This window comes from Paraburkholderia sp. J69-1, from assembly GCF_905220255.1.
Taxonomy (GTDB): domain Bacteria; phylum Pseudomonadota; class Gammaproteobacteria; order Burkholderiales; family Burkholderiaceae; genus Paraburkholderia.
Genome location: NZ_CAJMZG010000009.1, coordinates 59,445 through 70,734 on the forward strand (window position 1 = coordinate 59,445; position 11,290 = coordinate 70,734).

Here is an 11,290-nt window from a genome sequence, read left to right on the forward strand (position 1 = left end):
ATTAGATAAAGACACAGATGAAACCTCACTCGCTCAAACGCATCTCCCGCGCCGCGTGCAGCGCTGCGCTTCTTTTTCCTGCCCTGGCTTTTGCGCAATCGAGCGTGACCCTGTACGGGCGTATCGATACCTCGCTCGAATATACGAATTTTGGCCCTAACCACGTGATGCGAATGGGAACAGGCAATCTGTTCGCGACTGAATGGGGCATGAAGGGGATCGAAGATCTGGGTGGCGGTTACGCGGCGATCTTCAAACTCGAGAATGGCTTTAGTTCGGCGAACGGCGCGTTTTCGAACAATGGCGCGATGTTCGGGCGTGAAGCGTGGGTGGGTTTGACGAGCCCATACGGCGGCGCGCAGTTTGGCGAACTCTATACGATCCTGCACACCGTACTGGTGACTTACGCTCTGCCTGGTTATGGCGCGGGTCTGGAATGGGGCAATGCGACCAATAACTTTGTCGGGCCTGCGTATCTGCGCGTGCATAACGCGATGCGCCTGACTTCCGCGCCATGGAACGGCTTCATGTTGCGCGCCATTGCGGCGCGTGGCGCGAATGGTGCGAGCGGCCAGCCAGCGACGCTTGGCGATAGCTATGGCGCGGGAATCAACTATGCGCGCGGCCCGCTCTCGCTCGATGTTGCATGGATGGAGCAGAAGTTCAGCCCGGTAACGGCCGCTTCGTTGACTAGCGAAAGCCCTACAGCGCAGGGCAATTATTTCGTGGCAGGCGCATCGTATGACTTCGGCTGGGCCAAACTGGCGGGCTTGTATCTGCGTCACCGTGGCGGGCCGGATGTGCAAACGGCGGTCGATTCGCTGAGTGCCTATCCGCATCACGATGTCTATGAAATCGACGCTACCGTGCCGCTTGGGCGCGCCAAACTGCTGGCGAGCTATGGCCACTATCGCAAGACCAGTGACAGCGACGGTAATGCCGATTCCTATGCGTTGCGCCTCGATTACCCGCTCTCGAAACGCACGGTGCTGTATACCGGCGCGGCGATGGTGCGCAACGGCAGCCATGCGTCGTTCACGATCAACGGCGCGGGTGGCGGTGGCGTAGCCGTGGCGAAGGCGGGCGCCACCGCGAGTTCGCTGGTGGCGGGCATGCTCGTATCGTTCTAGTCGTCGAGGTCGCTGGCGTCGCCGGTCTCCACGCACGGTGACGCGAGCCACGCATCGAATGGCTCGCGCTCGCCGATGCCGAATAACTCCACCAGCAACGCGCGCAGCCAGCGATGTCCGGGATCGACATCGAAGCGCCGGTGCCAGTAGGCGTTGACACTCCAGCTCTGCGCGTCGGCGATTTCGTGGATCGCGCAGGCGTGCTGCGCGGCGAAACTCAATGCGATAGTACGTGGCACGATGGCCGCGTAATCGGCGCCTTGCAGTAGCGATGGCAGCACGAGAAAATCGGGCAGCGAAGCGCGCACGCGCGGCATCAATTCATGCCGTTCGAGCAGCGTCATGGACTGCGGATGCGACATTACCGCCACCAGGCGCAAGCTGGCTGGCGCGCCTGCATCCAGGATGAAATCGTCGCCGAGACCGAGCCTTCGGTGGGCGCCTTCGGAAAGAATCAGCACACAGCGCTCGCTCAGCAATTCCGTACGTTGAAAATGTTCGGATGCCTGATTGAAGTGGCCGATGGCGAAATCGATCTTTCCCGCTTCCAGCGCGATATTGAGTTGCTGCTCATCCAGGTGCAGCGTTTCCACCACGGCGCCCGGCGCGCGGGCGTCCAATGCGCCCAATAAGGTCGGCAGACAGGCGCTCGCTGCGAAATCGTTCATATGCAGGCGAAACACGCGCTGGGTCGTTTCGGGCGTGAAGCTCGCGCCATCGTCGAGTACGTCCTGAAGAATCGCGAGCGCCTTGTCGACCGAAGCCGCGAGACGCCGTGCGCGCGGCGTGGGCTCCACGCCCAGGCCCGTGCGCACGAACAGCGCGTCGCGAAACATCAGACGCAGCCGCCCGAGTCCGTAACTGACCGAAGGCTGGGTCACGCCAAGGCTCAACGCAGCACGCCCCACATGCTTCTCCTGATAGACGGCGCGAAACGTCTTGAGCAGGTTGAGGTCGAGATCCTGCACGCGTAGCGCGGCGGGATGCGCAGGCGAGCTTCCGTTTGTCAGCGTAGTGTCGTTGAGTGGATGACTCATGCGATCCGCCCGCGTGTGGACGAAGGCGCGTGGCCGAAACGGCGCACATAGGCTTTCGTGAAATGCCCGAAGCTTTGCACGCCGCAAGCGAGCATGGTCTGCGCGATGTTCGCCTGCGGATCATGCGTGAGTCGTGCGTGTACCGCTTCAAGGCGCCGCTCGCGCACATAGGCCGCCGGTGACATGTCCAGGAACTGCGCGAAGCCGTTCTGCAGAGTACGCGGCGAGACGCCCGCCACGCGCGCGAGAACGGCAAGCGTGAGCGGCGTATCCAGATGCGCGTCGATATGATCGCGTGCGCGGCGCACATGGGCAGGCAGCGGCGTACGCGTATCGCTGCGCGCCATCGCGTCGCTGTACGAGTGCGGAAGCTGTGTGAGCAGCATCGTCATCAGCCACTGCGTGAGATCCGTGCCGAATAGCGTGGCGGCGCTCGCGCCCTCGCACTGACTGTGCACTCGATGCAGATGGCCCAGCGTGTCGCGCACGATTGCCGCGCCGCGATGCGTGGCGTCCACACTCATGGCAAAGCGCAGCGGCGTGCGCGGCGTGGCTTGAAGCAGTTCGGCCAGCTTGCGTTCGAGCGCCTCGCGTTCGATACGCAGCAATAAGCTGCGGCAATCATGACTCGTTTCGATACGGCTTGCACGCGCGGGAGAAGAGACGCTGATCGCGCCGCGCGTGACCGCTGCATGCTCGCGGCCCGAACTCAATTCACATGCGCCCGCAAGCGTGAGGCGAAACAGGAACTGCCCGGCATTGCCCGCGAAATCGATACGCGTCGCGCGTCCATAGCTGAGTTCGGCGAGACCGCCGTGCGCGAGCGCGACGTCATAGAGTTCGGCGTTCATCGGCTCGCGCCCGCGCGACTGCATGCTGTGGGGACCGAGCAGCCGCGCGACGGTGCGTTCGACATCGGCGCTTGCGTGGGTGGCATGAAGCAGATTGTTGGGCGTGCGGGATAGGGCGGGAGTCATAAGCCGGTCTCGTCGATTCATCGTGCGGGCGGGTTCCATGATCGGCGAGAAAAAAAGTGTTCGCAACCAGGGCTTGCCGGATTCTCACAGAACTTGCGCGAATTGAAGCGACACGGCAGGGCGCCGCGCGTAACTTCATTGCAGTGCGCACGCAAACGCATTCGATGGTTTATCGATGGGGATCGCGTGCCTGATTCACGTAACACAGGCGCGTAACGCGCAATTGAGGAGAAGCTGGAATGAAGGTCTGCGTTCTGGGTGGTGGTCATGGATGCCATGCTGCGGCAATCGATATGCTTGAAAAAGGGCATGAAGTGGCCTGGTGGCGGCGCGATCAGGACGCCGCAAAAAAACTGCGGGCACTTGGCGAACTGGAGGTGCAGGATTGGCGCGGAACCCGGCGCGTACCGCTTGCGGCGCAGCGCACGCCTGGTGCGATTTGCGTGATCGACGATCTGGCGCAGGCACTGGAAGGCGCGCAACTCATTGTGATTCCGCTGCCGGCTACGACGCACGAACCGCTTGCCCTGCAACTCGCGCCATTGCTGAGAGATGGCCAGGTCGTCTATTTGCCTCCCGGCACATTTGGCAGCATGGTGTTCGCCGATGCACTCGCCGCAGCCGGTAATCAGCGCCGTGTGGCGATCGCCGAAACCGGCACGCTGCCGTATCTCGTGCGCACGCATGGTGCGAATCGGGTGGTGATCAGCGCTTACGCCACGCGTCTGCCTACGGGCATTTTCCCCGCCAATGCAGCGAATTGGGCCTTTGAAATCCTCGAAACGGCCTATCCTTCGGTCGAGCGTATTGAAGATGCCTTGTCTGCCGCATTGATGAATGCCGGCCCCGTAATTCATCCGCCGCTGATTCTGATGAACGCCGGTCCGCTCGAACATTTCGAAAGCTGGGATATTCATAACGAGGGCACGCAACCGTCCATTCGCCGCGTGACCAATGCGCTCGACGCCGAACGTATGGCCGTGCGCGAGGCACTGGGATATGGCGCGCCGCATTTCCCGCTGGCCGATCATTACGCGAGCGAAGGCGACGAATGGATGTATGGTCGCGGCGCGCACGGCAAGCTCACCGATAGCGGCGATTGGCGCGAAAAGATCGATTTGCAGACGCATCGTTACATGCTGGAGGACACGCGCCTCGGCCTCTCGTTCATCGTTTCGTGCGGGCGCTATGCCGGCGTGGCGACGCCTGTTGCCCAGGGGCTGCTCGCACTGGCGAGCGCGGTGAGCGGGCGCGATCTCTATGCGCAGGGTCGTTCGCTCGAAGCATTCGATCTCGCGCAATATTCGCCGGAGCAATTGCGCAACTTGCTCGACAGCGGAGTGCGCGCATGAACGCGGCGCTGCATATCGACTGCGTGCATGTCGTGGGCGCGGGGCGCATGGGGCAAGGCATTGCATTGGCTGTTGCGTTTGCGGGTCTACAGGCCACGCTCGTCGATTTCAAGGCGCGAGCCGATGGCGAGCATCAAGCGTTCGTCGACAAGGCGCGCATATCGATTGGCGAACAATTGCAATCGCTCGTGGCGTTCGGTCGCGTGACGGCGGAGCAGGCGGCGTGCGTGCTCGGGCGCATCGGTTTCGTGAACCGTGCATCGGGCGCGGCGGCCTTGCGCGAAGCGAAACTGATATTCGAGGCCGTGCCGGAAGTGCTGGATGTGAAGGCTCAGGCATTGCGATGGATGGAAGAGGCGGTCGATGTACAGGCCGTTATCGCTTCGACGACTTCGACCTTTCTTGTCACGCAATTGCAGGCATTCAGCACGCGGCCGGGGCGCATCATCAACGCGCATTGGCTCAATCCCGCGCATCTGATTCCGCTCGTGGAAGTGAGCCGCAGCGAGACCACCGACGCCGATGCCGTTGCGCTGACAACCGATCTGCTCGCACGTATCGGCAAGCGGCCGATTGTCTGCGCGCCGTCGGCGGGCTATATCGTGCCGCGTATTCAGGCACTCGCGATGAATGAAGCCGCGCGCATGGTGGAAGAAGGCGTGGCCAGTGCCGAAGATATCGATACGGCAATACGTACCGGCTTCGGCTTGCGTTTCGCCGTTCTCGGCTTGCTTGAATTTATCGACTGGGGCGGCTGCGATATTCTGTTTTATGCCTCGCACTATCTCGCGCGTGAAATTGCGCCACGCTTCGAGCCCGCGCAGGCTGTCGTCGAGAATATGGAACAGGGGCGCGATGGCTTGCGGACGCTAAAAGGCTTCTACGATTACGCCGATGTCGATGTGCCGGCCTATGTGCGTCAGCGAGTGCAGTCGTTTGGCGCCTTGCTCGATCATCTGGGGCTCGCGCCAGCATTCGATGGTGCGTTGAGACAACCCGCCTGACGAGCGTATTATCAACACGTCAAAGCGCCCGAAAGGGCGCTTTTTTATGGAGTCTCACGCAAGCGCGGGACGCGCAATCCGATGAAAATTGCGGCTGAAGTAGACCAGCCCGTCGCCGTCGTTGCGCACGCGAATATGCGTGGCTTCGACAAACATCACCGAATGCGAACCGACTTCCTTGAGCTCCACGATACGGCCTTCGATGCTTGCAAGCGCATCGCGCAGAACCGGCACGGCGGATTCTCCGTCGTCCCAGCCGGGCAGCGCGAAGCGCTCTTCCATCGGCAACTTTGTCATACCCGCGAAATGCTTTGCGAGGTCTTCGTGTTCGCCCGGCAACACATTGATGCAGACTCGCCGGTTGCCCTCGAACGCGGCGTGCATGGCGCTGGAGCGATTGAGGCAAACCAGCACCGTGGGCGGTGTATCGGTCACGGAGCAGACGGCGCTGGCGGTAATGCCGCAGCGGCCAAACGGCCCATCGGTCGTGATGATATTCACGGCCGCAGGCAGATGCGCCATGGCCTGACGAAAATGGGCGCGCGCGTCGTCGGCTGCGGCGGGCGTGGTGTGTTGGGAATGGGTCATGACGTCGGTTCCGGGAGTAGGCGATACGTCTAGATTAGGGCACGGGAATTTTGAAAAGTATCGGCGCGAATGGTGCCTGAGTAAGCGCTTGTCCGCACTGTTCTAAAGATTTCTTTAGAGCGGCGCGGCGCGCACGAGCGGCTTTACCTAAGCGCTATTCCTACTTCCCGCCATAATTTCGACCGGCTAGGATAGTGCGCAAGGCGCTATTGCTCATTGCGGCGCACCTTTTGCCACGCGTTTCAAACCGCAGTCACTTTTCTGGAGAGAGCAGATGACGGGCCCTGCTCAGCTTGTTTATGTGGTCGACGATGATAGCGGCATGCGTACGTCGCTGGCGTGGCTGCTCGATTCGGTGGGTATCAAATCGGAAGGCTTTGGCAGCGCGACCGAATTTCTGGCGGCATTCGACGTGAACAAGGCCGCGTGCCTGATTCTGGATGTACGCATGCCGGAGCGTAGCGGTTTCGATGTGCAGGCGGAATTGAACAAGCGGGGCGCGACACTGCCGGTGATATTCGTCAGCGGTCACGGCGACATTCCCATGTCCGTGCGCGCGATGCAAAACGGCGCGATCGATTTCGTCGAAAAGCCCTATAACTCGCAGCAGATGCTGGACAAGGTGCAGCGCGCGCTCAAGATGGCGGGCGAGCGCCACGCGGTCGAACTCAAGCGCAGAGAACTGCGCAAGAGAATCGAATCATTGACGGCCCGCGAAAAGGAAGTGCTGCATGGCGTGGTCGACGGCAAGGGCAGCAAACGTATTGCAGCGGATCTGTCGATCAGCGTGAAGACGGTCGATGTGCATCGCGCCAGCATCAAGGAAAAGCTTGGCGCGGAATCGATTGCGATGCTGGTGCGCGATGTCGTGGCGGTCTGGAACCCGGACGAAGGCGCAGAGAAGAACTGAATCGCCAGACATGCCAGCTTGCCAGCCGCAGCAACGGCCGGCAAGACGCTGCATTAGCGCATATAGAGGCCGCCGTTGACGTCCCAGCATGCGCCGTTCGCGAACCAGGCTTCGCCCGAGGCCAGCAGTATCGCGGCATCGGCAATATATCCGGCGCTGCCCAGACGCCCAACCGGAATACCTGCGATCAACTTGTCGAGCTTGTCCGCAGGCACGCTTTCGTGAACGATCGGCAAATCGAGCGGGCCCGGCGAAATGGCATTGACCGTCACGCCTTTGGCGGCCAGATCGCGCGCGAACACCTTCGTCAACGTAAGCGTGCCGCCTTTGGCCGCCGCGTAATGAGCGCCAGTAGCCGAGCCACCATTCTGTCCCGCAAGAGAAGCGATATTGACGATGCGTCCTTCACCACGATCGGCAAAATACTGGCCAAATACCTGGCAGCCAAATAGCACGCTTTTCAGATTGACGTTGATGACCTGATCGAATTGCTCGCCGGTGATTTCCATCACCGGGACGACTTTGGATGCCCCGGCGTTATTGATCAGCGCATCCACCTGGCCCCAGCGTGCCACGACGGCTTTCAATGCGGCTTCGAAATCGGCTTTCGAGGTGACGTCTAGCGCAATTGCACACGCCGTCGTGCCATCGGGGCTGAGCGAAACCGCCACGTCGTGGGCGGCGTCAAGCGCGAGATCGGCCAATGCAACACGATATCCAGCGGCATGGAATTTCGCGGCGAGCGTGGCGCCCAGTCCGCGCGCTGCGCCGGTTATGACAGCGACTCTTGATGTCATGCGAATAGACTCCGAAAAATTGAGCGTTGTTGCTCGTGCAACGATTACGTATTCAATGCTGCTTCGATTCGCGACGCTACGGCACACACGAGTTCATCGGCGCCATGACGGCCAACAATCTGAAGCCCGGCTTTCAACGCCGTTCCGTGCACCGGAACCGGCAGGCTAAGCGCGGGATGTCCGCTCAGATTGAATGGCCGGATCAGCGACGACATCGCAATGACCGAGGTGCCGTTGCGGGCCTGTTCGAGCGTGATGGGAAAGTCGGGCAGCGTGGGCATCACCAGGACGTCGAATTGCGCGAGTGCGCGATCGACATCGTCGCTAAAGTGCTTTCGCACGCGTTCGGCATTCGCGACATCTTCGTCCGTGGTGTTGGCCGCGGCGCGCAGACGTGCTTCGAGATCGGCTTGAAGCTGGCCTGTTTCGACAAGTCGCCCGAATGCCGAATAAGTTTCGCGATTGATAATGGCAAGGCCAGCGGCGAATGCCTGAGCAAGACCGGGCAGTTCGAGCAACGCAGATGTAAAGTCGGCTCGGCGGACTGCCAGGTCGACCGCGTCCGATATCTCTTTGCGCGCTTCGGCTTGCACAATGCCGACGCGTGCCGAAGCCGCACCGCCTTCAGCGATAGCGCGATCGAAGCGATCGCCAATAGCGGACATCGCCAGCGCAATCGTGCGCATATCGCGCGCAAAAGGGCCAACGCAATCAAGTGTGCTGATGGCCGGTGCTGCGCCGCTGCGAGAAACACGCCCAAACGTAGGCTTGAAGCCAATCACGCTGCAACACGCTGCCGGCCCGCGTATAGAGCCGCCCGTATCGGTGCCGATCGCGGCGTCGGCAATACCCGCACCCACGGCGGCCGCTGATCCGCTGGACGAACCGCCGGGAATGCGCGAGGCGTCTTGCGGATTCAATGGCGTGCCGGTGTAGTCGTTAATGCCGGTCATGCCGAACGCAAGCTCGTGCATATTGGCTTTGCCGACGATTCTCCAGCCGTGATCGAGCAGGTTCTGGACCACTACAGCATGCGACGGTGCAGGCGCGACATCGGCGAGCGCACGGCTTGCGGCCGTGGTGCGATAGCCCTTGATATCGATTGAATCCTTGATGACGATCGTCGGGCTGTCTGCCCCGTTGCCGCCGAGCGAAAATGATTCGAGCAAAGCACTCATGCTGAAAGTTCCTGATCTGTCGATGGCAAGGCCGCGCGCGGTGTCACTGTCCACGGCGCGTCGAACATGCGCTCGGTGCGGAAGTGGCTGATCAGCCAGTCGTGGCCGTTTTCCGCAGGCGTAAAGTCAACCACAAGACGCGCGCCGATCAATTCCGCGCGGCTATCCACGTAACCGGAGGCTTGCAGCATGATCCAGCGTCCTGTTGCCTGTTTGCCATTCACGTGAATCGTTTCCGATGTGACGAAATGCACATTGGTCGTGAAATGCGGCGTGGGCGGCAAATAACGCGAAAGCAGGGCGACGATTTGCGCGCGTCCCACCGAACGGCCGAAGGTCTGTGCGTAATGCGTGCCGATGCCTTCCCAGACGGCGTTTTCGGTGAAGAGCGCGCCCAGCGATTCGCCGTCCAGCACGGTTGCGGGCACGTCGCACAGCGCCATATAGCGCGTGAACGTTTCGCGCACGGCGCGTTCTGCTTCCAGATTAGCGAGCCGGGCTTCGAGTGCCGCGATGCGGACATCGGAATCGGTCATCGCTCGAACTCACGCATTCGCTGCGGGCGGCACGACCAGCTGGCGCCCCACGCGCGCTTCGATCTTGCCGTAGCGCCAGAGGTTGTATTCGCCAACCGGCGTCGTGCGATAGAGATTGCACACGGCCGTGACGGTGTCGAAATCCACCACGTCAGCCATGATGTAAAAGGTCCACGGCGCGCCATCGGACTGACCGACGGTGAGGCGGTCGTCGTCCATGATGCCGAGTATCTGCACGCCTTCCATTGCGTCGATGGCCGAAAGCATCTTGCCGTATGCCTGCCATACGGTACCAATCTGTTCGCGCGGCAGATCGAAAAAGTTCTGCGTCACGCCGCAGCAAAAGAGAACGCGCAGAGGGAGTGTGTTTGCTTGAGTCATCGAATGAATGCCTTTTAAAAGTCGAATGAATGAGTGCGGCCAGTAAAGCGCACGTTACAGATAGCCGGGAATCGGCGGCACGCCCACGAATACGGCGCCTGCGCCGTCGTAATTGCCTTCGGCGAGAAACGCGTGCTGCGTGACGACGATCGCGTCGCGCAAGAGGCGTTGCAGCGGATGCGAGCGGTAGATCGCCATCGTGCCGCCCAGGCGGTAGGCGCGCATGACCACGTCGGCGCCTTCGCGTGCGACCTGCGTGGCTGCCAGGCGCAACAGGCTGACCTGATCGGGCGTGGCGCTATTGCCGGCGGCAATCGACGCCCACACGCTTTCGGTTGCCTCGTAGAAGAAGGCGCGGGCGGAGCGCAATTGAGCTTCGGCTTTCGCCAGTTCGATGCGGTAGTAGGCGCGGTCCGCGAGTTGGGGCGCGCCCGTGGTCGTGCGACGGCCGCCCGACATCTGGTTCGCCACATCGAGCGCGGCCCGCGCGAGGCCAAGATTCACCACGGCGAGCACTTGCGCCGCGTAGGCAACGGTGGGGTAGCGATAAAGCGGTTCATCGACGGTAGCCGGGCCGCCGCGCACAAAGGTCCAGTCGTCGGACACCATCTTGCCTTTCAGGCGCAGGTCGTGGCTGCCGGTGCCCTGCATGCCCACCACGCTCCAGTTCTCGACGATTTCGATATCCGATGCACGAAATACAGCGGTGCGCGGCTTGCCCGGTGCGCCGCCGTCGCCCGCGCCGGTATCGATCCCCACGCCCAGCCAGTCCGCGCCCTTGCAGCCGCTTGCGAACTTCCACGTGCCTTCCACACGCCAGCCGCCGCCCGGCGCGGCCTGAACCTTCTGAACTGGAAACAGCCCCGCGCCGAAGGCCTGGTCCGGGCCCGTCGCATAGATTTTGGCCTGCGTTTCCAGCGGCAGCGCGGCGAGATAGATATTTGCCGAACCGAAACTCGCGACCCACGCAGCCGAGCCATCCGCGGTCGCAATGCGCTCGATCATGCGCAGGAATTCGGCAGGCGGGCGGGCATCGCCGCCGAAGCGCTTTGGCGTGGCGGCGCGATAAATGCCGGCCTGCTTGAACATGTCGATGACATCGCGGGGCACGTGGGAAAGCCGTTCGAATTCCTCGCGACGCGCCACGATGACTTCGACGAGCGCATCCATGACCGCCTCTTCGCTGGCGGCGTCGTGCAGAACGGAAGGCGCGGACGAAGCGGACGGAATGTGGCCGGTCTGCGGCGAAATGGCGGTCGCGGTAGCGGGCATGAAGCTTCTCCTGAATGGGGGCGGCGTGTTGTTGACGATGTGTTCCGATTTGTAGATCAGTCTAGGAACGACAAAATTGACCAGCAATTGGGGCGCAGACTCGAAAAACTGGGGAAATCCAGTGGCCA

At 61.7% G+C, this 11,290-nt stretch carries 12 protein-coding genes; 4 read left to right on the plus strand and 8 right to left on the minus strand.

What is annotated here, in order from left to right:
• Nucleotides 1-17 precede the first annotated feature (17 nt).
• Complete coding sequence (locus tag U5A67_RS17685) at nucleotides 18-1,130, plus strand: porin (RefSeq protein ID WP_321815497.1); 1,113 nt, start codon at nucleotides 18-20, stop codon at nucleotides 1,128-1,130.
• Here U5A67_RS17685 and U5A67_RS17690 read toward each other — a convergent pair.
• Nucleotides 1,127-2,167 (minus strand): LysR family transcriptional regulator, encoded by a 1,041-nt coding sequence (locus U5A67_RS17690; protein WP_205980587.1) that lies wholly within the window; start codon nucleotides 2,165-2,167, stop codon nucleotides 1,127-1,129. The two genes, U5A67_RS17685 and U5A67_RS17690, sit on opposite strands and share 4 nt — an antisense overlap.
• Complete coding sequence (locus U5A67_RS17695; protein WP_321815498.1) at nucleotides 2,164-3,144, minus strand: AraC family transcriptional regulator; 981 nt, start codon at nucleotides 3,142-3,144, stop codon at nucleotides 2,164-2,166. The genes U5A67_RS17690 and U5A67_RS17695 overlap by 4 nt, the downstream gene beginning before the upstream one ends.
• Before the next feature lie 239 nt (nucleotides 3,145-3,383).
• Between U5A67_RS17695 and U5A67_RS17700 the strand changes: the two genes are divergently transcribed.
• Together U5A67_RS17700 and U5A67_RS17705 are read left to right on the plus strand one after the other, a co-directional pair.
• Entirely contained in the window at nucleotides 3,384-4,496 is a 1,113-nt protein-coding gene (locus U5A67_RS17700; RefSeq protein ID WP_321815499.1) for an NAD/NADP-dependent octopine/nopaline dehydrogenase family protein, read from the plus strand.
• The gene (locus U5A67_RS17705) at nucleotides 4,493-5,500 is read left to right on the plus strand and encodes a 3-hydroxybutyryl-CoA dehydrogenase (RefSeq protein WP_321815500.1); all 1,008 of its coding nucleotides are present in this window, start codon (nucleotides 4,493-4,495) and stop codon (nucleotides 5,498-5,500) included. The genes U5A67_RS17700 and U5A67_RS17705 overlap by 4 nt, the downstream gene beginning before the upstream one ends.
• Before the next feature lie 54 nt (nucleotides 5,501-5,554).
• Here U5A67_RS17705 and hpaC read toward each other — a convergent pair whose 3' ends face one another.
• Nucleotides 5,555-6,088 carry a 4-hydroxyphenylacetate 3-monooxygenase, reductase component gene (gene hpaC / locus U5A67_RS17710; protein ID WP_321815501.1) on the minus strand — a complete coding sequence of 178 codons (534 nt, stop codon included), beginning with the start codon at nucleotides 6,086-6,088 and terminating at the stop codon, nucleotides 5,555-5,557.
• Between the two features lie 274 nt (nucleotides 6,089-6,362).
• On the opposite strand from hpaC, the gene U5A67_RS17715 reads away from it, so the two are divergent.
• Complete coding sequence (locus U5A67_RS17715) at nucleotides 6,363-6,998, plus strand: response regulator transcription factor (RefSeq protein WP_205980592.1); 636 nt, start codon at nucleotides 6,363-6,365, stop codon at nucleotides 6,996-6,998.
• A gap of 53 nt (nucleotides 6,999-7,051) precedes the next feature.
• Here U5A67_RS17715 and U5A67_RS17720 read toward each other — a convergent pair whose 3' ends face one another.
• From U5A67_RS17720 to U5A67_RS17740, 5 genes are read right to left on the minus strand one after another with little or no spacing between them, the layout of a single operon-like run.
• Nucleotides 7,052-7,795 carry an SDR family NAD(P)-dependent oxidoreductase gene (locus U5A67_RS17720; RefSeq protein WP_321815502.1) on the minus strand — a complete coding sequence of 248 codons (744 nt, stop codon included), beginning with the start codon at nucleotides 7,793-7,795 and terminating at the stop codon, nucleotides 7,052-7,054.
• A gap of 44 nt (nucleotides 7,796-7,839) precedes the next feature.
• On the minus strand, nucleotides 7,840-8,973 hold the full coding sequence (locus tag U5A67_RS17725; protein WP_321815503.1) for an amidase: 1,134 nt from the start codon (nucleotides 8,971-8,973) through the stop codon (nucleotides 7,840-7,842).
• Nucleotides 8,970-9,509 carry a nuclear transport factor 2 family protein gene (locus tag U5A67_RS17730; protein WP_321815504.1) on the minus strand — a complete coding sequence of 180 codons (540 nt, stop codon included), beginning with the start codon at nucleotides 9,507-9,509 and terminating at the stop codon, nucleotides 8,970-8,972. The genes U5A67_RS17725 and U5A67_RS17730 overlap by 4 nt, the downstream gene beginning before the upstream one ends.
• A 9-nt stretch (nucleotides 9,510-9,518) precedes the next feature.
• Nucleotides 9,519-9,890: a hypothetical protein gene (locus U5A67_RS17735; protein ID WP_321815505.1), complete on the minus strand. Its 372-nt coding sequence runs from the start codon at nucleotides 9,888-9,890 to the stop codon at nucleotides 9,519-9,521.
• Between the two features lie 54 nt (nucleotides 9,891-9,944).
• Entirely contained in the window at nucleotides 9,945-11,162 is a 1,218-nt protein-coding gene (locus U5A67_RS17740; RefSeq protein ID WP_415767860.1) for an acyl-CoA dehydrogenase family protein, read from the minus strand.
• Nucleotides 11,163-11,290: the final 128 nt, after the last annotated feature.

Bases quoted from the DNA above. Each gene is read 5' to 3' on its own strand.
- U5A67_RS17685 (WP_321815497.1), top strand. From the start codon at position 18: ATGAAACCTCACTCGCTCAAACGCATCTCCCGCGCCGCGTGCAGCGCT.
- U5A67_RS17690 (WP_205980587.1), bottom strand. From the start codon at position 2,167: ATGAGTCATCCACTCAACGACACTACGCTGACAAACGGAAGCTCGCCT.
- U5A67_RS17695 (WP_321815498.1), bottom strand. From the start codon at position 3,144: ATGACTCCCGCCCTATCCCGCACGCCCAACAATCTGCTTCATGCCACC.
- U5A67_RS17700 (WP_321815499.1), top strand. From the start codon at position 3,384: ATGAAGGTCTGCGTTCTGGGTGGTGGTCATGGATGCCATGCTGCGGCA.
- U5A67_RS17705 (WP_321815500.1), top strand. From the start codon at position 4,493: ATGAACGCGGCGCTGCATATCGACTGCGTGCATGTCGTGGGCGCGGGG.
- hpaC (WP_321815501.1), bottom strand. From the start codon at position 6,088: ATGACCCATTCCCAACACACCACGCCCGCCGCAGCCGACGACGCGCGC.
- U5A67_RS17715 (WP_205980592.1), top strand. From the start codon at position 6,363: ATGACGGGCCCTGCTCAGCTTGTTTATGTGGTCGACGATGATAGCGGC.
- U5A67_RS17720 (WP_321815502.1), bottom strand. From the start codon at position 7,795: ATGACATCAAGAGTCGCTGTCATAACCGGCGCAGCGCGCGGACTGGGC.
- U5A67_RS17725 (WP_321815503.1), bottom strand. From the start codon at position 8,973: ATGAGTGCTTTGCTCGAATCATTTTCGCTCGGCGGCAACGGGGCAGAC.
- U5A67_RS17730 (WP_321815504.1), bottom strand. From the start codon at position 9,509: ATGACCGATTCCGATGTCCGCATCGCGGCACTCGAAGCCCGGCTCGCT.
- U5A67_RS17735 (WP_321815505.1), bottom strand. From the start codon at position 9,890: ATGACTCAAGCAAACACACTCCCTCTGCGCGTTCTCTTTTGCTGCGGC.
- U5A67_RS17740 (WP_415767860.1), bottom strand. From the start codon at position 11,162: ATGCCCGCTACCGCGACCGCCATTTCGCCGCAGACCGGCCACATTCCG.